Annotated in this window: 26 protein-coding genes and 2 pseudogenes; 24 read left to right on the top strand and 4 right to left on the bottom strand. The window is 62.2% G+C overall.

What is annotated here, in order from left to right:
• The first annotated feature begins 104 nt into the window (after positions 1-104).
• From EDC31_RS13675 to EDC31_RS13660, 4 genes are all read left to right on the top strand, one after another.
• Positions 105-1301 carry a DUF932 domain-containing protein gene (locus EDC31_RS13675; protein ID WP_132127108.1) on the top strand — a complete coding sequence of 399 codons (1197 nt, stop codon included), beginning with the start codon at positions 105-107 and terminating at the stop codon, positions 1299-1301.
• 84 nt (positions 1302-1385) lie between these two features.
• The gene (locus EDC31_RS13670) at positions 1386-1826 is read left to right on the top strand and encodes a hypothetical protein (protein ID WP_034932795.1); all 441 of its coding nucleotides are present in this window, start codon (positions 1386-1388) and stop codon (positions 1824-1826) included.
• Positions 1813-2859, top strand: a complete 1047-nt coding sequence (locus EDC31_RS13665; RefSeq protein ID WP_132127107.1) for a DUF7146 domain-containing protein — start codon at positions 1813-1815, stop codon at positions 2857-2859. The genes EDC31_RS13670 and EDC31_RS13665 overlap by 14 nt, the downstream gene beginning before the upstream one ends.
• A 326-nt stretch (positions 2860-3185) precedes the next feature.
• Complete coding sequence (locus EDC31_RS13660; protein ID WP_042060505.1) at positions 3186-4115, top strand: DUF2493 domain-containing protein; 930 nt, start codon at positions 3186-3188, stop codon at positions 4113-4115.
• 18 nt (positions 4116-4133) lie between these two features.
• Here EDC31_RS13660 and EDC31_RS13655 read toward each other — a convergent pair whose 3' ends face one another.
• A complete protein-coding gene (locus tag EDC31_RS13655) occupies positions 4134-4724 on the bottom strand; it encodes a hypothetical protein (RefSeq protein ID WP_132127106.1) in 591 nt (196 codons plus the stop codon).
• Between the two features lie 759 nt (positions 4725-5483).
• Between EDC31_RS13655 and EDC31_RS13650 the strand changes: the two genes are divergently transcribed.
• From EDC31_RS13650 to EDC31_RS13550, 20 genes and pseudogenes are all read left to right on the top strand, one after another.
• Positions 5484-5810 (top strand): DUF736 domain-containing protein, encoded by a 327-nt coding sequence (locus EDC31_RS13650; protein ID WP_012553539.1) that lies wholly within the window; start codon positions 5484-5486, stop codon positions 5808-5810.
• A 342-nt stretch (positions 5811-6152) separates the two neighbouring features.
• The gene (locus EDC31_RS17760) at positions 6153-6305 is read left to right on the top strand and encodes a hypothetical protein (protein WP_165920205.1); all 153 of its coding nucleotides are present in this window, start codon (positions 6153-6155) and stop codon (positions 6303-6305) included.
• Between the two features lie 148 nt (positions 6306-6453).
• Positions 6454-6738 (top strand): helix-turn-helix domain-containing protein, encoded by a 285-nt coding sequence (locus EDC31_RS13640; protein WP_042057545.1) that lies wholly within the window; start codon positions 6454-6456, stop codon positions 6736-6738.
• Positions 6739-6749: 11 nt separating this feature from the next.
• A complete protein-coding gene (locus EDC31_RS13635) occupies positions 6750-7028 on the top strand; it encodes a DNA -binding domain-containing protein (protein ID WP_042057542.1) in 279 nt (92 codons plus the stop codon).
• Positions 7029-7163: 135 nt separating this feature from the next.
• Positions 7164-7304: pseudogene (locus EDC31_RS18215) on the top strand (transcriptional regulator domain-containing protein); the annotation flags it as partial.
• Positions 7270-7929 carry a DUF2285 domain-containing protein gene (locus EDC31_RS18210; protein WP_239641607.1) on the top strand — a complete coding sequence of 220 codons (660 nt, stop codon included), beginning with the start codon at positions 7270-7272 and terminating at the stop codon, positions 7927-7929. The pseudogene EDC31_RS18215 and the gene EDC31_RS18210, both read left to right, overlap by 35 nt.
• A gap of 456 nt (positions 7930-8385) precedes the next feature.
• Entirely contained in the window at positions 8386-8679 is a 294-nt protein-coding gene (locus EDC31_RS13620; RefSeq protein ID WP_042057538.1) for a helix-turn-helix transcriptional regulator, read from the top strand.
• A complete protein-coding gene (locus EDC31_RS13615; protein ID WP_042057536.1) occupies positions 8679-9734 on the top strand; it encodes a replication initiator protein A in 1056 nt (351 codons plus the stop codon). The genes EDC31_RS13620 and EDC31_RS13615 overlap by 1 nt, the downstream gene beginning before the upstream one ends.
• The gene (parA, locus tag EDC31_RS13610) at positions 9731-10369 is read left to right on the top strand and encodes a ParA family partition ATPase (RefSeq protein WP_132127105.1); all 639 of its coding nucleotides are present in this window, start codon (positions 9731-9733) and stop codon (positions 10367-10369) included. The genes EDC31_RS13615 and parA overlap by 4 nt, the downstream gene beginning before the upstream one ends.
• On the top strand, positions 10366-11109 hold the full coding sequence (locus tag EDC31_RS13605) for a DNA-methyltransferase (RefSeq protein WP_132127104.1): 744 nt from the start codon (positions 10366-10368) through the stop codon (positions 11107-11109). Before parA ends, EDC31_RS13605 begins: the two co-directional genes overlap by 4 nt.
• Positions 11106-11348 carry a ribbon-helix-helix protein gene (locus EDC31_RS13600; protein WP_132127103.1) on the top strand — a complete coding sequence of 81 codons (243 nt, stop codon included), beginning with the start codon at positions 11106-11108 and terminating at the stop codon, positions 11346-11348. Before EDC31_RS13605 ends, EDC31_RS13600 begins: the two co-directional genes overlap by 4 nt.
• Positions 11345-11809 carry a DUF2840 domain-containing protein gene (locus EDC31_RS13595; RefSeq protein WP_042059803.1) on the top strand — a complete coding sequence of 155 codons (465 nt, stop codon included), beginning with the start codon at positions 11345-11347 and terminating at the stop codon, positions 11807-11809. Before EDC31_RS13600 ends, EDC31_RS13595 begins: the two co-directional genes overlap by 4 nt.
• Positions 11806-12348 carry a S26 family signal peptidase gene (locus tag EDC31_RS13590; RefSeq protein ID WP_042059802.1) on the top strand — a complete coding sequence of 181 codons (543 nt, stop codon included), beginning with the start codon at positions 11806-11808 and terminating at the stop codon, positions 12346-12348. Before EDC31_RS13595 ends, EDC31_RS13590 begins: the two co-directional genes overlap by 4 nt.
• 1 nt (position 12349) lies before the next feature.
• The gene (locus EDC31_RS13585; RefSeq protein ID WP_042059800.1) at positions 12350-12688 is read left to right on the top strand and encodes a DUF736 domain-containing protein; all 339 of its coding nucleotides are present in this window, start codon (positions 12350-12352) and stop codon (positions 12686-12688) included.
• The gene (locus tag EDC31_RS13580) at positions 12675-13376 is read left to right on the top strand and encodes a lytic transglycosylase domain-containing protein (protein ID WP_042059798.1); all 702 of its coding nucleotides are present in this window, start codon (positions 12675-12677) and stop codon (positions 13374-13376) included. Before EDC31_RS13585 ends, EDC31_RS13580 begins: the two co-directional genes overlap by 14 nt.
• A 246-nt stretch (positions 13377-13622) precedes the next feature.
• The gene (locus EDC31_RS13575; RefSeq protein WP_042059796.1) at positions 13623-15377 is read left to right on the top strand and encodes a relaxase/mobilization nuclease domain-containing protein; all 1755 of its coding nucleotides are present in this window, start codon (positions 13623-13625) and stop codon (positions 15375-15377) included.
• An 89-nt stretch (positions 15378-15466) separates the two neighbouring features.
• On the top strand, positions 15467-15739 hold the full coding sequence (locus EDC31_RS13570; RefSeq protein WP_042059794.1) for a type II toxin-antitoxin system ParD family antitoxin: 273 nt from the start codon (positions 15467-15469) through the stop codon (positions 15737-15739).
• Positions 15736-16029 (top strand): type II toxin-antitoxin system RelE/ParE family toxin, encoded by a 294-nt coding sequence (locus EDC31_RS13565; protein WP_042059790.1) that lies wholly within the window; start codon positions 15736-15738, stop codon positions 16027-16029. The genes EDC31_RS13570 and EDC31_RS13565 overlap by 4 nt, the downstream gene beginning before the upstream one ends.
• A gap of 405 nt (positions 16030-16434) precedes the next feature.
• Positions 16435-18417: a conjugal transfer protein TraG gene (locus EDC31_RS13555; RefSeq protein WP_042059787.1), complete on the top strand. Its 1983-nt coding sequence runs from the start codon at positions 16435-16437 to the stop codon at positions 18415-18417.
• A 5-nt stretch (positions 18418-18422) separates the two neighbouring features.
• Positions 18423-18848: a CopG family transcriptional regulator gene (locus tag EDC31_RS13550; protein ID WP_186820008.1), complete on the top strand. Its 426-nt coding sequence runs from the start codon at positions 18423-18425 to the stop codon at positions 18846-18848.
• Between the two features lie 156 nt (positions 18849-19004).
• On the opposite strand, the gene EDC31_RS13545 is transcribed toward EDC31_RS13550, so the two are convergent.
• From EDC31_RS13545 to EDC31_RS18455, 3 genes and pseudogenes are all read right to left on the bottom strand, one after another.
• A complete protein-coding gene (locus EDC31_RS13545; RefSeq protein WP_042059783.1) occupies positions 19005-20918 on the bottom strand; it encodes an ATP-dependent helicase in 1914 nt (637 codons plus the stop codon).
• A complete protein-coding gene (locus tag EDC31_RS13540; RefSeq protein WP_307188346.1) occupies positions 20915-21469 on the bottom strand; it encodes a TOPRIM nucleotidyl transferase/hydrolase domain-containing protein in 555 nt (184 codons plus the stop codon). The genes EDC31_RS13545 and EDC31_RS13540 overlap by 4 nt, the downstream gene beginning before the upstream one ends.
• Before the next feature lie 21 nt (positions 21470-21490).
• Positions 21491-21709: pseudogene (locus tag EDC31_RS18455) on the bottom strand (DUF2813 domain-containing protein); the annotation flags it as partial.
• Positions 21710-21813: the final 104 nt, after the last annotated feature.

Genomic DNA, 21813 nt, shown 5'->3' with positions numbered 1-21813 from the left:
TGTTTCCGCGGTTGGATGGGATCCCGCGTGGGAAGTGGTGATCAGAGGAAGAGGGCGGCTTCGCCTTTTTGTGCCGAATAACCGGCATCAGAGGAGAGTTTCCCATGACCACCATCCTGTCCCCCGCGTCCCGTGGTGCCGCTTCCGGCGGCTTCCGTATCGACCCGTCGCGCGGCGAACGGAACGCCCGCGTCTCGTCCGAATGGTTCTCCCGCCCCGATGACGAGCGCTACCTGTCCCTGTCCGATCTGCATGCCGCCACACTTGCCCGTGCCGAGCGCGCCACCGCCCGCACGGTGGAAAGCCGCGCCATTCGCGTGGAAGCCTCGCGCGACAATGCCGAGCGCCTGACCCTGACTGTACCGGGGCAGCAGGAGCCGATTGCCCCCACACACTGGTCGTTCGGCCAGATGTGCAGTCTGGTCAGCGCGCCATCGTCCTACCTGCGTAACCTTCCGGCTCCACTGGCGGCGATCAATCTCCAGCACGGCCTGCTGTCACACCGGGTTGAACTGATCAAAACACTGGAAACTGAGGACGGCCGCGTGGAACTGCGCGCGGTCACCGGGCCAGATTACGGCCGCATCTGGGACCACGAACTGGTCGGCGCGGTGCGGAAAATTGCCGGTGACGGCACAGGTGATACCAACTGGAAGGTGCCCGGTGTCATCGACTGGGCGACCATGACCCATAATCCGTATGTGGATATCACGAAGGAGACGACGACGCTCTACGCATCAGATCGCGATGTTTTTCTGTTCCTCGTGGACGATACACACCCGATTGAGGCCGGACGCCTGCCCAATGGCGATCCCGATCTCTATTTCCGGGGTTTCTATGCGTGGAATTCTGAAGTCGGCAGTAAAAGCCTTGGTATTGCGTCATTTTACCTGCGCGGAGTGTGCCAAAATCGCATGCTCTGGGGCGTCGAAAATTTCGAACAGATCACGATCCGGCATAGCAAGTTTGCAGCATCCCGCTTCGTGCATCAGGCGACACCAGCGCTCCGGAATTTCGCCACGGCCAGCCCGGCGTCGTTCGTCTCCGGTATCCAGGCGTCCCGGCAGGCACTGGTCGCGAAAACAGACGAGGATCGCGAAAGTTTCCTGCGCCGTCGCGGGTTCTCGAAACCGGAAACCGCGAAGATCATCGAAACCGTGCTGCACGAAGAGGGCCGCAAGCCCGAGAGCGTGTTCGATTTCGTGCAGGGTATTACCGCACTGGCACGCACAAAAGCCAATCAGGATACGCGGCTGGATCTGGAAGAAAAGGCCCGCAGGCTGATGGAGCGTGCGTCCTGAAAGCCGCTTTTCTGTATTTCCGCCAATACGTTTTTACGAGCCCGGCCCCTGCGCCGGGCTTTTTTCGTTTCGGGAGTTTTTCCGATGGCTGATTTTTTCACGCATTTTTCCTGCGTGCTCGACGTGGGCACGGTGGACAATGCCGCAAAGGGGCTCGATCTCTACAATGAATTCATGGACGAACTGGCGGCGGAAGACCCGCCCTCTGACGGTTTCATTCTGTCGATCGTGCCTGAATATGGCGGCACGAAACTCTGGATGCACGATGAGACGACCGGAGATCCGCATCAGGTTGTGGAGTTCGTGCTGCGCTGTGCGCGAACATTCCGGTTGCGGGGCCGATGGGGATTCCAGTGGGCCAATACGGCATCCCGCCCCCGGATCGGCGCCTTCAGCGGCGGCGCGCATCTGCTTGACCTTGGCAGGCGCAAAGCGATTTCATGGATGACCACTGATCGCTGGCTGGCGATTGCCCTGGACGGAGGCAATCCCGACACAGGAGGGCAAGGCGATGACTGGACATGATGCTGGGGATCTGGCTCACCGTCTGGCGGAGAACGCGGAGGCGGTATGCCGACGCTATCTGTCCGCCGGTCGCCGTCATGGCAATTACTGGCTGGTCGGTAACGTACGCAACACCCCCGGCCGGTCGCTGTTTGTCCGGCTGCACGATACCGCCAACGGCAGGGCCGGTAAGTGGACCGATGCGCAGTCTGGCGAGCATGGCGACCTGCTTGACGTGATCCGCGAAAGCCTCGGTCTGGTGGATTTCCGCGACGTGGTCGACGAGGCGCGCGCCTTCCTCAGTCTGCCTCGCCCTGATCCGGTGCCGCCGTCACAGGACCGGCCTGCCCGTGAGCGTGGTTCCGCCAGTTCGTCCGAAGCCGCGCGACGGCTCTGGGCCATGTCCGGGCCGATCGCGGGCACGTCCGTAGAAATGTATCTCCGCAGACGCGACATTACGCGTTTGCACGGAACCGCAGCCCTGCGCTTCCATCCGCGCTGCTTTTACCGCCCGGACGAGGACAGTCCGACCGAGACCTGGCCCGCCATGATCACCGCCGTCACCGACCTCGACGGCACCCTGACCGGGGTTCATCGGACCTGGCTGGCGGCGGACGGGCGCGGCAAGGCGCCGGTCGATCATCCGCGCCGTGCCCTGGGCGGCCTGCTCGGCCATGCCGTGCGCTTCGGGGTCGCATCCGACGTGCTCGCCGCCGGGGAAGGCATCGAGACGGTCCTGTCGCTCCGCCAGGTTCTGCCCGATCTGCCGCTGGCCGCCTGCCTGTCCTCGGCGCATCTCGCTGCCCTGATCTTTCCGCCGCTGCTGCGCCGTCTTTACGTCCTGCGCGATGACGACCCGGCCGGGGATCAGGCGCTGGCGACGCTCGATGCGCGGGCCACGGACGCCGGGATCGAGCTGATCGGTCTGTCACCGCGTCTGGGCGATTTCAACGACGATCTCCGTGCCCTTGGACCCGGCGCGCTGCGGGCGATCCTGCATCCGCAACTCGCGCCATCGGACGTGGCGCGGTTTCTGGAGACTACCGGCACCTGAACGGGCCGGAAAGAGGGGAGGTGGGTGGTTCCCATTCTTCTTTCGGCGGTCTTGTCCTGCCTTCCGCCCGGCAGGTCCGCGTCCCGGCCTTTCTGGAGGGGAGCGGGCGTCAGCCGGGCCGGGCCTTCAATGGCGGGGGGCCGACTATTTTCCGTCGCGCCCCTTGGGGGCGCTTTACATCGCGAAGCAAAATAGCCGGCCCCCTGCCATCCTTCGCTGCGCTGCGGCCGCGCACAAGCGCGCGGTTCCGTCCCGTCCCTGGTCTGCCGCTATCCGCCCCCGGAAAGGCCGCGAAGGGCGCGGCCGGTATCCCGGAGGACAGCCCCATGACCCGCCTGACAGACGATTTCGAACCCGACCATGCCGCATCTCCGACCGCCCATGTGCTGGCGGAACTCCAGATGTATGGCTACCGTCCCTTCGAGGACGAGCCGGACCCAAGGCCTCTGCCCGAAGCTCCGCGCATCGGGGGCGCTGTGGCCGACGTCTTCGACGCCATCGCCGCGACCCTGACCGACACGCGGCTGGAACCCGATCTCGAAACCCTGCTCTGGTCCACGGTCAACATCTTCCATCGCATGGTCGGCCAGGTGGAGCGTGAGCTTGACCGCAACGAGCAGGCGCAGAAGAACAGTCAGAAAGAACAGGACGGCAGCGAGATCCGGTCGGTGGAACTGGAGCGACTGATTGCCGAAGGGCTGACCCTGATCGAGCGCCGTAACGCCTACGAGATCTTCCGAGACGAGGCGCAGGAGCAGTTCGAGCGCCTGACGATGAGCGCGTGGCGGCCAAAAGTCGGCTCACTGGTCTCGCGCCGCACCATGACGGCGTCGATGATCGACAGCCGCGACTTCCTCAACGTCCGCCGCAAGGCCGAAGGTGAGTTGCTGGTCCCGCCCGGCCCAAGGGTGGTCGTGACCGGCGGTCTCGACTTCGACGACCATATCCTGATCTGGGACCGGCTGGACAAGGTACGCGCCAAGCATCCGGACATGGTGCTGCTGCACGGCGGCTCGCCCAAAGGTGCCGAATTCATCGCCTCACGTTGGGCCGATCACCGCGAGATCGTGCAGATCGCCTTCAGGCCGGACTGGGCGAAGCATGCCAAGGCAGCGCCCTTCCGCCGTAACGATGCGCTGCTCGACACCATGCCGATCGGCGTCATCGTCTTTCCCGGAACCGGCATTCAGGAGAACCTCGCCGACAAGGCGAAGCGGCTCGGCATCCCAGTCCTGCGGTTCGGCGGCGGCGCGTGAGCGCCGTCTTGTCGGTTCCTATGAAAGTCGGGGGTAGAATTTTTCACTTTGCATGAGCTGGTATGCGCGGTTCATTTGAAGGCCACGCCAGAAACCTAATATAGCGAGGACAAGATAAGAAATAACTAAAAATGCACCAATAGCCTGACTTTTATGTTGGATAAAAATGGCAAAAGCCATCACCGGAAAATAGGAAAAAGCAGATACCCCATAAGATAAATTACTCTGGACGTAGAAATATTTCGCACTTTTGTTTCGAGGACTCTCGATGATGTTTTTTTCTACATTTAGTCGCACCAGGTGTCGCACGGTTCTCATGTCTCGTAGCATGACGAGAGGATTGCTACGTGCAAAAGCGAATTCAATTTCAGGTATTGGATAAAAGCTACTCAACGCATCTCCGACCGCAATGTACAGCGCGTATCTGTTGGCTGTATTTTTGCACGGGTCTTGAGAAAAAAGAGCAAAAATTCTTTCTGTCTTTGACTTTGATATGTGAAGAAATCCAAATCGTATTTTATAAATAAACTTAAAAAAATTAGCGGCTGCAATAGATATTGGAGCAATGTATTTTATAAAATATCCTATAATGTCTGAAGTAGTAAGCATTTTTTCACTCCAATTGTCGTCTTGGTGAGGTGGTCCATTTTGAATTCCTTAAAGGAATTCTGTGGTTTTGTTATGTCTGCAATATTTTGGTGGACGACATTGCGTTCGCCCGCTTTACCGGCATGGCCCCGCCCGAACCCACCAGCGGGAATATCGCGCGGGTCTGACGGCCTGCACGGCATCCGGAGGGCAGGCATGGATCAGGCACGGGCCTGTTTTCCTCGTCATCGCGAGGCGGGGAGCGATGGGCAGCGAAGCGCGGATGCGACGCGCTGTTCCTGATACGGTCCGCCTGTTGAAGCAACCGGACTGGCGCTCTGATTGCCCGCAGGCCGATCGCAATGGGGAAAGCCGGGCAGGTCCTGCGAGGCGCTGTCCCGGAACGGGCCGGTTCGGTTGGCTGGTATGGTGGGAGGATGACGCCGTCATTCTGGTTGCCGCCGGATCTCGTGTGCTGTGCGGGTCGCCATGGTCTCCGTGATGTGTGCCCTGTCTGGCCGCGCATCCATACGACCTCTCAAAATGGCTGATCTAGCCGAAGTCCGGCTTCGCCTCGATCGGCTATGACGCAACAGCGGGTCATAATTTTCTTCCCCTGACGGCTGCGCCGTCATTCCTCGCGCAGCAAGAAAATTCCGTCCCGCCGTCCTCCGCTGCGCTTCGGCCCCTGCGGGATGCGTCGCCGCTCGCCTCCGTCTGTCCGATCGCCATCGAGGCCGCAATGGTGCGGGCTCGATAACAGAGATCACGGAGAGTATCATGGCCACCATCGGCACCTTCAAGAAAGTCGGCAACGGGTATAACGGCGAGATCGTTACCCTCTCGCTCCAGACCCCGAACGTCCGCATCGCCCCCGAGACCACGCGCGCGAACGAAAATGCCCCCAGCCACCGCGTCTTCGTCGGTCGGGTGGAGATCGGAGCGGCCTGGTCCCGGCGCTCCAACGAAGGGCGCGACTATCTGAGCCTCAAGCTCGATGACCCCAGCTTCAACGCCCCGATCTTCGCCAATCTCTTCGATGACGAGGACGGCGAGGGCTACAGCCTGATCTGGTCCCGCCCCAACGGCCGTCGCAACGGCGACTGAGGCGCACGCGATCCCCCGCCCGGCCGGTCCGGGCGGGGCCTTCGTGGTGGCGGCCGGAATGGAAGAATGGGCGTGGCTTATCGCCCGCGATCCGATCGGCCTGTCTTCGGGTGGGGCAGGGGGAAGAGGGCTTCCCTCAGTCTTCCCATTGTACCATGCCCGGCGTGAACCGCCTCAAGGACGCGCGGTCCCCCCAATTTTGCCCGAGCCGACCTGCCGGCCGACCCGAACAAAATCGGCTCCCCCGCGCGCCGGCAAGCCGGTCGCCTGCGGCGATCCCTGACCCGGCTCCCGCGCGCATGAGGCGGTGTCCTGTCTTCGAGAAACGAAAGGAGCAGGACGATGACCACGCTACACGACCAGATCCAGATGCTGCGCGCCGAACTGACCAGCTTTCACCTGAGCAACCGCGAGCGCAGGCAGATCGAGCACGAACTGAAGCAGGCATGCGCGCAATTCGCGGCCAGATACCACGACGACGAGCCCCCCGCGTAAGGCGGGGGTTTTCGTTTGATCGTGCATGCCCACAATCCACCAACTCTCTTCGGGCATCATGCTGAAAAAACGGTGTTGAATCTTCAATATACGACTATTATAGTCGTATTTCTGGTGTGCATGCCCCGTGTGTCGGATGTGATCATGGATGATCACTGGCCGACAGATAAGGGCGGCACGGGCACTTCTGAACTGGACACAGGAGAGGCTTGCTGAAAAGGCCCTCGTAGCACTGACCGCGCTCAAGCGCCTTGAATCCGAACGCGGTCTCGGCGTCCATGAGGGCACGACCGACCAGGTCCGCCGCGCGCTGGAAGCGGCGGGCATCCTGTTCATCGAGTCCGGACAAGGACGCGGCGTCATGTTTCTTCACGAGACTTCCGGTAGCGAAACGCGGCAGGCTAAAGTGCGTCGCGTTCGTTCTCCGACCTGATCGGCTCCATCATGCAGAAGCCCCCGCTTGATCCGTCCGTTGCCGACAGCGCCCCGGAAGCATCCTGTCTCACCGGCTACGACGAACAGCACCTGATCACCTATCTCCGCCTGCTGGACGCCGAGGCCGATGGCGCCGACTGGCGCGAGGTCGCCCGCATTGTGCTCCACCGCGACCCGGCGGCCGATCCCGAGGGCGTCCACCGCTGCTGGTACAGCCATCTGGCGCGGGCGCACTGGATGACCGGGCATGGCTACCGGCATCTCCTGCGCGGCGGCGCACCTCACTAAAACACCCGGAAATCGTTGCGTGATCCGCAAGGCCTGTTGCAGGACCGGGGCGTAGCGGGCAGCGGGACGGTCTGGCATACTCTCGCGAGCAAGTGCTTGCCCTGTTCCCACCCGTTACGCATCGGAGACGACGCCATGAGCCGCGCCAACTGGCGGTCGGCGGGCGCGTACGAGGGCCTGCGGTCGCTCGACGCCCCTGCCTTTGCCTTGCAGTTTGTCAGTCGCAATCGGGATTTTATCCGTGAGCGGGCCGCCCTTCAGCGCGCCGCGCGCCGGTCCGCGTTGTCCACGTCAGACGCCGAGGCCTTCGCCCGGCGCTGGGGGTTGCGATTTCGAGAGTGTCCGCACGGCCCTCGATCCGCGTACCGCCCTCTGGACTGTTGCGGTATTGCCGGCCGTGATTGCGGTTGTCCCCCTGCCGACAGCACTGGCTGACGCGGCGCATCGTCCGCTCTCCCTCGCCCGGACAGGACTGCCGCCCGACATGGCGGGAGAAGTGTTGATCGAACGGGGGGAGACGATCCTGCGGCTGTACGTCCTGCCGCCTGCCGGCGCGCAAGTCGGCGTGTTTCTGCCGCTCGACGCGCTGTTCGAGGTGCGTGTTCAGGCCGCCCTGCGGCTCTGGCGCGTCCTCAACGGAAGTCCTCCCGGTCGTGACCCGGCCTGCCTGTCATCCGATCGCATCAGCAGGCTGATCCTGGCGCTCCGTACGCTTGACGGCCTGGACGGCGGGGTCTCGCAGCGCGAGATCGCCGGCGTTCTGTTCGGTCGGGAGGTTTCCGCTGGGGACTGGCTCTCGCACGATCTGCATTTCCGTATGAAACGGCTGGTGCGTTTTGCACGGGGATTGAGCAACGGGGGATACCGGCGGCTGCTACTGCACCCGTTTCGGGGGCGGTAGCAGAATGGATTGACGTCAGTGATGCCGGACCATCGGGAAACCCGACGATCAGGACTGAAACCGACCTGGGCTTTCGATTTTCCAGCATCCCTCTCAGGTAATTTACGGTCTCGTTTTTTGCCGGAACAACGCGCCGCTTCGCGTCGCGAGCGGAAGGCGCCAGGGCGCCTTCTCTGATTTTCATGATGCCGTGCCGAGCGCGTTTCGGACGCCCGTCGCGACATCACGTAACGCGGGCCATCGCGAGACTGGCAGTTATATAACGAAGCGTTCATTGATGTTCATGCAAGGCGGTGGACGGTCATAGCCGGCACCGCCATTTTTTTCGACTTGTCCAGGACCGATCTCACCCCCCGGCGAGATCGGTCCTAGTTTCGAATACGCCCGCTCCGCCACGCTGATCCCTGCTGGCCGCATTTGTCCCGCGGCCTCTGACAGCGATCACGGAGCTTCCTCATGTCCGCCAATTACAGCGACCTGCCGCCGCGCTATCTGCGCACGCCCGACGCTTCGCGCTTCGTCGGGCTTTCCATTCGCACGCTGGAAAAACACCGGATCTACGGCACCGGCCCGCGCTACTCGAAGCTCGGCGGCCGCGTGGTCTATCGGGTCGATGAGTTGCAGGCCTGGGTCGAGAGCGGGGCACGCGCCCACACCTCGGACACCACTGCCGGCACCGTGTCAGCGGCCGCGCGGCAAAGCCCGCTGATCCCGCCGACGCCGGCGACCTCGCGTGGGAGCCGGCGCTGATGTCCCCGACGGGCAGAACGCGCTCCGAGCGCGAGCAACTGGAACTCTTCCATGCCATCGCGGGAGATTTCGCCCCTCGTGACGCGCAGGATCTGATGGCGTTCCCGTTCTTCAGCCTCGCCAAATCCCCTCGCATGGTCCCGATCGATTATCGGACCCCGGATGTCACCATTCGGGTCGAGGCGTCAGCCGAACATGGCATGGCCACGATCTGGGACGCTGACGTGCTGATCTGGGCTGCCAGCCATCTCGTTGCCGCGCGCGACGCCGGTCGGCGCACATCGCGGCTGATGGTGGCCAGCCCGCGCGAGATCCTGACCTTCATCGGTCGGGGCGACAGCGCGCGGGACTATGAGCGGCTGGAAGCGGCCTTCGACCGGCTGCAATCCACCACGATCAAGACTTCGCTCCGGCAGACCGGGAAGGGCCAACTGCACCGGTTTTCCTGGATCAACGAATGGAAGCGGCACACCGCGCGGGAAGGACGCACCCGCGTGATCGAACTGATCCTGCCCGACTGGTTCTACCAGGCGGTAATCGATGACGCGCTCGTGCTGACCATCGACCCGGTCTATTTTAGCCTCACAGGCGGTCTGGAGCGCTGGCTCTATCGCATCGTGCGCAAGCATGGCGGTCGCCAGCGTGCGGGCTGGGCCTTCGGCCTGCGCCATCTCTACGAAAAATCCGCCAGCCTTTCTCCCTATCGCCGCTTTGCCTTCGAACTGCGCGAGATGGCGAAACGGCAGCCCTTTCCCGGCTATCGGCTGTCGGTGCGCCCCGACCGTAACGGCAATGACACGCTGGCCTTCGCGCCTGTCAAATTATCCATAGGCGCCTGTGGACAAGCTGTGAATTCATCCGTGCTATCAGTTGTGGATTTATCCGTGCCATCACTGCCACCGCATCCGTGCTATCGTTTGCGGGAAACGCCGAATCAGGTCGTTGAATCAAGCAGTTATGACGCCCTTAACTTAGACTCTAACTTAAAAGAATCTAACTTTAAGGATGTTGGCCCCCCTGCCGATCCGTGGATAAGCCCCGGAGAGGGGCCATGATCGTGGCTTTCCTCAACCAGAAAGGGGGCGTCGGCAAGACGACGCTGGCGTTGCATCTCGCAGGCCAATGGGCTCGGGAAGGCCAGCGCGTGACGGTCATCGACGCCGACCCGCAGGGCTCGGCGCTGGACTGGTCGGCGCAGCGCGCGCGGGAAGGACTGCCCCGGCTGTTCGGCGTGATCGGGTTGGCGCGCGACACACTCCACCACGAGGCACCAGAACTGGCTCAGGGGGTGGATCACGTCGTCATCGACGGTCCGCCTCGGGTGGCAGCACTGCTGCGCTCCGCCCTGCTGGCCGCCGACCTGGTGCTGATCCCCGCGCAGCCTTCGCCGTTCGACGGCTGGGCTTCGGCCGAGATGCTACGGCTGCTGGAGGACGCGCGCTTCTTCCGTCCTGGCCTGCTGGCCCGCTTCGTGCTGAACCGTTGTGCCGCGCGCACGGTCATTGCCCGCGAGACCGGGATGGCGCTTGCCGGGCATGAGCCGGCGGCACTCGCCGCGCGGATCGGCCTGCGGGTTGCTTTCGCCGACGCCGCGCGCACCGGCCGTCTGGTCTGCGACCTGCGGCCGTATGGGATAGCAGCCCGTGAAATCGCCGCCCTGACGACCGAGATCGGGGGGCTGGTGCCATGACCCTCCTGACCGGCGACAGCGCGTTCCTGATGCCCTGGCACGGCCCCTACGACATGATCCTGGTCGATCCCCCCTATGGCGATACGTCGCTCGCATGGGACCGACGCGTGGTGGACTGGCCCGGCAAGGCGCTCGCCGCCCTGAAACCCAGCGGCTCGCTCTGGGTGTTCGGTTCGCTGCGAAGCTTTCTCGCATCCAACGCGGCATTTCGGAATGCGGGCTGGAAATATGCCCAGGAACTGGTCTGGGAGAAGCAGAACGGCTCCAGCTTCCATGCCGACCGTTTCCGGCGTGTGCATGAACTGATCGTCCAGTTCTATCGCGACGATACGCCTTGGCGTGCCGTCTACAATGCGGTCCCGACCACGCCCGACGCGCGGGCGCGCACGGTGCGGCGGAAACATCGGCCGCCGCATATGGGGCAGATCGATGCCGGCCATTACGTCAGCGAGGATGGCGGTCCGCGCCTGATGCGTTCCGTGATTCCGGTCCGCAATACGCATGGCCGCGCCATCCATCCCACCGAAAAGCCGGTGGCCCTGCTGGAGATCCTGATCCGCACGAGCTGCCCACCGGGCGGGCTGGTCGGTGACTGGTTCGCCGGATCGGGCGCGGTCGGTGTCGCCTGCCGATTGGCTGGCCGGCGCTATGTCGGCTGCGAGATCGATCCTGTCATGGCGCAGAAGGCGCGTGATCGTATCGCGTCCGTGCTGCCGCTCGGTGAAGGAATTTCGCCATGACGGAACGTCGCACGCCGCCCGGCTTTGCCGCGCGTCCCGCCGATCCCGAACGCTGGGTCAGGGCGCCGGAGAAGCCTGTGACCCCCAACCGTTTCACCGCCCGGCTGACCATCGACGTCACGCCGGCGCTGCGTGCCCGCCTCAAGGTCGCGGCGTTCCGGCGCGGCATCACGGTCGCCGACATGCTGCGCGCGCTGCTGGCCCGCGAGTTCCCCGATATCTCTGGAGATGTGCCATGACCGACACCCTCGCTCATGTCGAACTGACCTGGATCGAGAAGCGCATCGAGCACTGGATCCGCTTCGGTCCTGTCGCCCATGAGCAGATTCTCGATCGTCGCCGACGGATACTGAGCTTTCCGCCGGACGCCGTGTTCGCCTTCCTGCGCTGGGCAGCGAACGATTACGGCACGGTGGTATCCTGCATCGACATCGTGCGCGTCACCCGTCCGGGTGAGCCGTATCAGACGGTGCCGTTCGTGCGGCCCGGTGGCGAAAGCCTGCTGCGCCAGACCGGTTGGCCGAAGGTCCGGCTGGTGCTCGAAGCCGTCGACCGTATCGAAGCCACCGGCATCGACCCCGTCGACGTGGCGCCCGAGCATTGGCGGCACCTGCACAACCGGATGCTCGCCGGGCAGACACCACGCCCCTACACACGCGATCGCCATCAGGCCTGGCTGCGCCGGAGGGCGGTGTCATGACGCGCTTTGGCTGGTTCTTCGCCACGTATTTCGCAATACTCGGTGCTGGCACGTCAGTGGTGATCCATCCTGCGCCCCGGCTGATCTGGAACGCCACCGCCAGCACGCCGGTCGGGCTGTATCGCCTGCAATCGACACGCTCATTGCATGTCGGCGACCTAATCGCGATCCGACCACCGGCCGACATTGCCGCGATGTTGGCGCGCGGCGGCTATCTGCCCCTTGGTGTGCCGCTGCTCAAACCGGTCGCGGCACTGCCGGGGCAACGGGTCTGCCGCATCGGCGCCGCTGTTTCGGTCGATGGTAAGGCGCTTGGCGAGGCACTCGTCCATGATCATCGTGGCCGTCCGTTGCCCGTCTGGCAGGGCTGCCGACATGTCCTGCCCGGGCAGATTTTCGTCATGAACGCAGCGGTCCCGACCAGTCTCGACGGCCGCTATTTCGGCGTTCTGCCGGTCGACACCGTGCTCGGCCGCGCGCAGCCGCTGTGGCTCGCGCCGTCACCGATGTCTCCCACCCCCAACCAGAAACGAGACTGACATGGCCCAGATCGGTACTTTCACGCGCACTTCTGACGGCTTTGCCGGTCGCCTGCGCACGCTCGCCCTTGACGTCGAACTGACGATCGTGCCGGCGACATCGTCGGACGCCGAGCATGCGCCCGACTATCGCGTCCATCTCGGTGACGCCGATGCCGGACCAGAGATCGGCGCGGCCTGGAAACGCACCGGCGAGAAGGCGGGCACCTATCTCTCGCTGGTTCTCGACGACCCCATGCTGGCGCAGCCGATCCGCGCCAACCTGTTCCAGTCCGATCGTCAGGGGCGTGCCTTCCATCTGGTCTGGAGCCGCCCGGTGAAGCGTGATGACCGGCGGTAAGGCGGCGCTCCGTCTGCTCGGTGTCATGCTTCCGGTCGTCGTTTCCATGACGATACCTGAGCATGTCGCGGCCGCTGATCTCTACGCCGACATGATCGCGGAAGCAGCCACGCGCGCGCAGATTCCGGCTTCATGGATTGCTGCCGTCCTGCATGCCGAGAGCCGGGGTGATGCGCATGCCGTGTCGTCGGCGGGTGCGATGGGGCTCATGCAGGTGATGCCCGGAACATGGGCCAGCCTGCGTATGTCGCTCGGCCTCGGCGACGATCCCTTCGATCCGCACGACAACATTCTGGCGGGGGCGACCTATCTGCGCTGGATGCGGGATCGCTATGGCGAAGCCGGATTCCTCGCCGCCTATAATGCTGGTCCCGCGCGCTATGACGAGCATCTGGCAACCGGCCGACCACTGCCTGACGAGACGCGGAACTACGTCGCGTCGGTCAGCGCGCGGCTGGCTCTTCCGCCTGCCGATGACATCGCGATTGGTGCTTCGGCTGCACCGTCCTGGCAGATTTCCTCCCTCTTTCCGGCGTCATTCCTGCGTGGGGGCGAGGCGTCCCGGCCTGTCGAAAGCGCGCACGATCCGGCACGTTCATCTGGTTCCCGGCTGACAGACTGGACGGCGCTCGCCCCGCAATCGGCCGGCCTGTTCATCGCGTCACGGCATGGGGAAGCACGTCCATGACCCTCGTTCCTGTCCATCGGGCGCTGGCGGGCTGTGGGTGCCTTGGGGAGGGGGTGCTGGGGGGAGGCTGGCAACGGAGGGAAGGACGGCAAGGTAAAAGCAGCGCCCGTTCGGGGCTGCATGTGGTTGGTTTGATTGGGGAATTTGTCCTCTCACCGCGCACCGCCTGCGGCTGTCCGTGCATTTTTCCTAATGTTTTCAACGATCCCAGCGCCGTCAGGCGCACATCGAAGCGGAGAGCGGGCTATGGCGACGCGCGATGACGGCCTGACTGTCCGACCCGGACGCATCCAGCATGGCAATCAGGGCGCACGCCCGAAATCCTTCGTCGGTGAGGTCATGCGTGCCGCGAAGAAGGCCGGTCATACCGGCACCCGTTTCGGCGCGAAGGGCGGGGGAGGCGCTGGCGGCTCCCGCTTCGGACGCGGCCGACGTGCGGCGCTGTCCATGCGGCTCCGCAGCAATGCTCGCCGCGTTGTGGTCAAGGCGCGGGTCGTCCGCCAGCAGGGTACGCGCTTCCGTTCCGCGCCGCTCGCCCGCCACATCGCCTATCTCAGACGCGAGGGCGTGACCCGCGACGGTGCCAAGGCCCATCTGTTCGATGCCGGGTCCGACGAAGCGGACAGCAAGGCCTTCGCGGAACGGTGCGAAGATGACCGGCACCATTTCCGTTTCATCGTTTCGCCCGAGGACGCGGCGCGGATGGAGGATCTGCGGGGTTTCGCGCGCGAACTGATGCAGGACATGGAGCGCGACCTCGGCACAAAACTGGACTGGGTCGGGGTGGATCACTGGAACACCGACAATCCGCACGTCCACATCCTGGTGCGCGGGGTCGCCGATGACGGCAAGGATCTGGTGATCAGCCGCGCCTATATCAGTCAGGGCCTGCGCGACCGCGCCGCCGAACGGGTGACGCTTGAGCTTGGCCCGCGCAGCGAGCAGGAAATCCGCACCGCCCTGGAGACCGAGATCGGTGCCGACCGCTGGACCAGCCTCGATCGCGCGTTGCAGGACATTAGCGACGAGGGCGGCGGCATTGTCGATCTCCGTCCCGGCGCAGGAGGCGAAGACCCGGAACTGCGCCGCCTGCTGGTCGGCCGGGCGACCAAGCTGGAAGGGCTCGGCTTAGCCGATCGCGTTGGCGTGGCGCGCTGGACCCTCAAGCCGGGGCTGGAGACCACGCTGCGCGATCTTTCCATCCGGGGCGACATCATCAAGACCATGCACCGCGCCATGTCTGGCGGCGGGGTGGAACCCGATGTCGCGGGTTTCGCGATCCATGGAGAGAAGCTGGCCGATCCGGTTATTGGCCGACTGGTGGAGCGCGGGCTGGACGATGAACTCAAGGGCTCGGGCTACGTGGTGATCGCGGGGACCGACGGACGGACGCATCATGTCCGCTTCCCCGATCTGGACCTGACCGGTGATGCCAGGACCGGTGCGATCGTCGAGACCCGAAGTTGGGAGGATGCCAAAGGCACGCAGCGCCTGTCGCTCGCCACGCGCTCGGACTTCACGCTGGCCGAGCAGGTGACGGCGCCCGGTGCGACCTGGCTCGATCGCCAGTTGCTCGCCAAGGATCCGGCGCTGGCCAATGCGGGCTTCGGGGCCGAGGTCCGCGAGGCGATGGCGCGGCGGATCGATCATCTCGCTTCCGAGGGAAACGCCCGGCGGCAGGGCGAGCGCGTGGTGTTCGCTCCCGACCTGATCGGCACCCTGCGTCAGCGCGATCTCGATCAGGCTACGGCGAAGCTGGCGGCGCAGACCGGGCTGGAACACCGGCCCGCGAAGGAAGGCGAGATTGTCGCGGGAGTCTATCGCCAGAGGGTCGTTCTATCCTCGGGACGGTTCGCGATGATCGATGACGGGCTGGGCTTCCAGCTTGTGCCGTGGCGGCCGGCGCTGGAGCAGAAGCTCGGGCGGCAGGTTTCCGGCACCCTGTCGCCGGGCGGATCGGTGGACTGGAATTTCGGGCGGAAGCGCGGGCTCGGGATTTGACGTCGGGTGGCCCGCCTGCGGATTTTCGGCTGACAAAATGGCCGCTTCATAAGTATGATGAAGTATGCTCGCCTGAAAGGAGCCGCTCCATGTCCACGATCGAACGTATGACCATCACCGTGCCGTCTGAGATGGCGGCGATCCTGCGCCAGTCCGTTGATGGTGGCGAATATGCCTCGACCAGCGAGGTGGTGCGCGAGGCGTTGCGCGAATGGATGCGCCGACGTGATACCGACCGTCGTGATCTCGATGCCTTGCGGGAAGCGATCAGGATAGGCGACGAAAGCGGGTCGAGCATCTCGGCCGAGACCGTCTTCGCCGAATTGCGCGACGTGATCGCTCGCCGTCGCGCGCAGGGATGAAACGGCTCGGCTTCGCTCCGGCCGCGCGTGCCGACCTTCTGGATATCGCGCTCTATATCGCCGAGGACAATCCCGAGCGGGCCATGAGCTTCGTTGCTGAACTGGAAGCGAAGGCCGCTGTTGCGGCTGAACATCCAGCGAGCTTTCCGGCGCGCGACGAGATCAGCCCCGGATTGAGGGTCATTGTTCACGGCCGCTATCTGCTGTTCTTCCGTGAACTGGTCGATGAGGTACGCATCGTCCGCGTGCTTCATGGCGCACGGGATCTGCCGCCGATATTTGACTCGTAAAGTCAGGGCCTTGGGGTTGCGCGCAGCGGTCGTCAATGACGATGAATATCGACGCCCTTACGACGATCAGAATGAGGGTGCGATCCTCAAGTGTAGGCATCTTTATCGTAACGGGTTCTTTCCCACATACGACGACAAGGCAATCGGAGTTTCCCTGCATGGCAAGGCGGAATAAGGCACCATCGCTCTGTTATCCTGCCACTCGTCAAGACGAGCGCGCATTTGTCGAATTGCTGGAACAGGGCGAGCGAAGTGGCGTCAGCACGCGCACGATTCTCGATATTCTTGCCGCTGTAAAGGTCGGCGGGAAACCGTCCGTTTATTATCCGCTCCCGTCCGGCGACCCAAAGCGCTTCAATTAGGCCTTGAGTATCGGAAAATCGAGCCGTTTGGTCGGTTCCTGTCATGAACCAGACCAAGATCCTCTGGGGATCGGTGTGCGCCGTCAGCACCGTGATCCTCGCCTTTACCTGGGCCGCGACGCAGTGGACTGCTTGGCGGCTCGGCTTCCAGCCGCAGCTTGGTGCGTCGTGGGTCACGCTGCTCGGCTGGCCGGTTTATTACCCGCCGGAGTTCTTCTGGTGGTGGTTCGCCTATGACGCCTACGCACCGGACATCTTCACCACCGGCGGTTACATCGCGGGGTCGGGAGGGATTGTCGCCGTCATCGTCGCGATCACAATGTCCGTCTGGCGTGCCCGCGAGAAAAAGCGCGCCACAACCTATGGCTCGGCGCATTGGGCCGAGCCACGCGAGATCCGTCGGGCGGGGCTGCTCGCGCCTGATGGCGTGGTGCTGGGTCGCTCGGCCGATGCCTATCTTCGCCATGACGGGCCGGAGCATGTGCTGTGCTTCGCGCCGACCCGATCGGGCAAGGGTGTCGGCTTGGTGGTGCCGACCTTACTGACCTGGCCGGGCTCCGCCATCGTCCATGACATCAAGGGAGAGAACTGGACGCTGACCGCCGGCTGGCGCTCTCGTTTCGGTCGGGTGCTGCTGTTCGATCCGACCAGCCTTGCCAGTGCGGCCTACAATCCGTTGCTCGAGGTCCGGCGCGGTGAGCGGGAAGTCCGCGACGTGCAGAACATTGCCGATGTGCTGGTCGATCCCGAGGGCGCCCTTGAGAAGCGCAACCATTGGGAGAAGACCAGCCATGCCCTGTTGGTCGGTACCATCCTGCATGTCCTCTACGCCGAGGAAGACAAGACTCTGGCAGGGGTCGCCAATTTCCTCTCTGACCCGAAACGCGCGATTGAGACCACGCTGCGCGCCATGATGACCACGCCCCATCTCGGGGCGAAAGGCGTGCATCCGGTTGTCGCCAGTTCGGCGCGGGAACTGCTCAACAAGAGCGATAATGAACGCTCCGGCGTGCTGTCCACGGCCATGTCGTTTCTCGGTCTGTATCGCGATCCGGTCGTGGCGCATGTGACCCGGCGCTGTGACTGGCGGATCCGCGACCTTGTCGCCGGTAGCCATCCGGCAACGCTCTATCTGGTGGTGCCCCCTTCGGATATCAGTCGCACCAAGCCGCTGGTGCGCTTGGTGCTGAACCAGATCGGCCGTCGGCTGACCGAGGAACTGGAGGCGAAGCGCCGTCACCGCCTGCTGTTGATGCTCGATGAATTCCCGGCGCTTGGACGGCTGGATTTCTTCGAGAGTGCGCTGGCCTTCATGGCAGGCTATGGCATCAAGAGCTTCCTGATCGGCCAGAGCCTGAACCAGATCGAGAAAGCCTACGGCCAGAACAACTCGATCCTCGATAACTGTCATGTCCGGGTCAGCTTTGCGACCAATGATGAGCGGACGGCCAAACGGGTTTCCGACGCGCTCGGTACAGCGACCGAGATCCGTGACGCCAAGAACTATGCCGGGCATCGTCTGTCGCCGTGGCTCGGGCATCTGATGGTGACACGACATGAAACCGCACGGCCGCTGTTGACGCCCGGCGAGATCATGCAGCTTCCTCCCGACGAGGAACTGGTGCTGGTGTCCGGCTGGCCGCCTATCCGGGCGCGCAAGGCGCGGTATTTCGAAGACGCTGAACTGGCCGCGCGCATCCTGCCGCCTCCCCGGTTCGAGCTGCCGCCGTCTCCGAATGGAACGCCACCCATCGGACCGCCGCCGCCGGGGGGCTGGGCGGACGTGGTGCAGCCGCCTCCTGCCAGCAATGGGGATGATGATCCCGCCAATGCCGGCATCCGCCGTGAGCCGGAACTGCCGGAACAGGAAGAGGTAGTACAGGCACCAAGGAAGCCGGTGCGTGAGTTCGACCCGCCCGAGGACACACCCGAGGACGATACCACACCGGCACAGATACTGCGGCGCGGGGAACGGGCTCTCGCGCGTCAGGTGTCGCTCGATCCTGGCGATCGGATGGGACTATGAGTGCCATGCGGATCAAACACACGATCCGGCTCCCGGCCGAACTCAGCGTCAGGCTCGCCGATTACGCCGCACGCAAGAAGGTGCCGCAGGCGCTGATCGTGGAGACGGCGCTGGCGTCGTTCCTGTCGCCGGACGGGCCGGAGCGGCTGGAAGCGGCGTTGGCACGACGCCTGGACCGGATGACGCGGCAGCTGGAACGCATGGAACGACGGGTAACGATTTCGAATGAATCGCTGGCGGTTTTCGTGCGATTCTGGCTGACCAGCACGCCGCCATTGCCCGACGCGGCTTTTGCCGCAGCGCAGAGCAAGGGGCGAGAGCGGTATGACGGATTCATTGAAGCGGTCGGACGCCGGCTCGCCAGAGGGAAGGCATTGGACGACGAGGTCAGGCTGGACCTGGGGCCTGTTGCGGAAGGGCAGGGTACCTGAGCGGCTGGAGTATCTCGTAAATTTAGATCTATAATTGAGGGCGATGAAGTGTTCGGTTCAAGATCAAAATTTAAAATGCGATTTTGGTGATAATTCCAGTGGCTTTTGGCAGTCTTGTATTATCCGCGTCTTGCATTGTCAGTTCGAATACCCCGCTCATGCCACACCCATTTCTGTGAGGAACCGCGAGCGAGCTTTGTTCCACCCAAGCATCCGGTCCGAAAACGTCATCGTTAGCGATTCCTCGGTGCGTGTGATTGCTACGAAGCAATTACGTCGTTCTTCCTGCATTTCCTTGCTCTGCGGTCCTTTTTTAACGGCCGCCCAACTGGGCAGCTGATCTTCGACCATGGCGATGAGATAGACGTGCCCAAACTCCATTCCCTTGGAAGCATGGATCGTGAAGCAAGGAACTGCACCCTTTGGCGGCGGTGGTGTCTTCGATCTCATGTTCAGTTCTTGCAAAAGAACATTAAGGGTTGTCGCTGTGGCACCAAACTGCTGTTCGATCTCATCGACGAGCGAATGCCAAGTGGACCGCTCATCTGCATAATCGGCGAAATGGCCTTCCATGTCTGGAGCTATGTTTTGAACCAAGTCGAACCAGGGGAAAGACCCTTTGCAAAAAGTCCGAAAATCGAGTCTATCGATCAGAGGCGACAGAGAATGCTCTATATATGTTCGCGTAGCGTCGCTAAGGTTGTCGTGTTTAAGCGCTAGGTCAACGAAGGCACGCAAAGAGCTACCTTCAAAAGCTTGTGCGTTCGCGGCCACCGCTGCCGCATCGATCTGCAGGCCTTCCAGGATGTAAAACGCCTTAGTCAAACGCTGAATCTGCTCCCGATCCTGGGGGCTGTTTGCCAGACGCAACGCGGCATGAAGCCACCGTAACGGCGCACTTACGAATTCGTCCTTTCGCATCGCGAGGTAGGCTGAAACACCTTTGGCCGCCAGTTTTTCCACGGCTTTTTCTAATGCTTTGCGAGTGCGCGCCAGTACAACGCAACGAGCCTTTTCCACCTCGGGCTTAGATGCAATATCGGACGCAACCCATGCCAACTCATCATCGAAATCGGAAAACCGAAACACACGAATTGCTTGGTCAGTCGCCCCCGTTTTGAGAGCCAGCAGTCGGTCCTTGTTAGTTGAGCGCGATACATTGTGAGCGATTAAATTATTTGCAAGGTCAATGACGGCCGGAGGGCAGCGATAGTTGGCTGGCAGTTGAACTACGCTCATGCCAAAATCATTACGTAGGCCCAGAAGACGTTCGGGACTGGCACCATTCCATTGATAGATGATTTGATCGTCATCGGCGACGACGAAAAGGTTTCTATCATTATCGCCAACTAGTAATTTCATAAACGCATATTGCGATAAATTTGTATCTTGGAACTCATCGACACAAACATACTTGTATATTCGTTTTACTTGTTTGCATACCGCAGGATTATCCCTCACAAGTTTCAGCGCCTCGCCTATAAGCGAAGGAAAATCCAAACTGTTCGTCGCAATTAAGCAACGGCGGTATTGTTGATATATTAGACCAATTGCGTCGCGCCGGTCTTCCGGCAATGAGGTTAAGACGTTTTGTAGAACGTCGGGGGACACATCGTTCTCGGTAATTCGGCCAATCAGAGGCAATATGCGCTCGCCAGAATATTGTGATACATCAACATCAGTGACGCGACTGATTGCATCGTCCAACACTGCGATTCGCTCTCCGTCTTGGGCCAGAATGGTGAAGTCGGGCCGTAGACCGATCAGGTGGCCATGCTGCCGGAGAAGGTCGCCTGCGAATGAATGAAAGGTGGTTAGTAGAACCCGGTTGCCAGAACCAGGGACAAACGCTTCAATGCGATTCCGCATTTCAGAAGCGGCCTTATTTGTAAAAGTAAGTGCCAAGATGCGGAAATGATCGCTGCTGGATTGTTCCAGCAAGCATGCGATCCGCTTGGTGAGAACGGTCGTCTTCCCCGACCCTGGGCCGGCTAGTACGAGAAGTGGACCGCCGTTCCATCGGACAGCTTCTAGCTGCCGATCGTTTAATGTAGACAGGTCAACCATCATGCACCTTCCTTGGCTGCAATGAGTGCCTGATCGATCACGCTCTTGATGACCTGGGGCACTGCTGGAGGGCCAGCGTCCTCCAACGCATCGATGACAGGCAATATTCTTGTCGGCTTGCCTTTTTCTGGCTGCAGCTTATTGACAACGTGTTCCCAGTATTGCTCAGTTCCGTGAGTATGAGGATTGGGGTTGGCGGCAAGTTTCTGGGGAGACACGGAGGCTGCGTATAAGTGACCATAGCCGTGCAGACATAGTAATGTCTCAATGTCATAAGTCGGAAGTTGAACAATGTGCTCGTCGACATTTCGACCATTCAAAAGACCTCGTGCGGTCGCGACATATTTGCCTCCTGCTGCATCCCCATCTGCCACAACGATCCAGCTGATACCGAGTTGGTCTGCAAGCCGGATGAACGGGGCAACACCCAGTTCCACAAACTTAAAGCAGCAGATTCCCTCTCCGAATAAGTCGTGACCTAAGATACGCGCACATTCTTGGAAGACGGTTTCGTCAGTTTCACCTTCAACCAGTATCCAAACTTTCGCAAACAAAAAGCCCCCGCGATGGCGGCGGACATGATGGTCCAAGCGCTTTAACTCGAGTTCGTCAATTGCGCCGTCCGCTATCTGGAACGCCTTTACATCCCCATCGACACGACGAAGCCGGCGCAGCGCTTTTAATGGCACGGCAGCCAGAAGATCACCCGAATGGGTTGTGATGATCTTTTGGCCGGAAAATCCCGCGAGCATCCGGCCCACTGACCGCACGGCAGCGGGGTGTAGATGGGCTTCAGGCTCTTCTAGAGCATTTTCCTTTCAATCTGGCTCATACCCTGCTGCGGTGAAGAAATTCACGCACTCTGCTGGCGAGACCTGATCGATCAGGATGCCGATCC

It is taken from the genome of Acidomonas methanolica (assembly GCF_004346035.1).
GTDB classification, from domain to species: Bacteria; Pseudomonadota; Alphaproteobacteria; order Acetobacterales; family Acetobacteraceae; genus Acidomonas; species Acidomonas methanolica.
The sequence above is the reverse complement of the archived record's forward strand: the minus strand, read 5'-3'. Positions and strand labels throughout refer to the sequence as shown.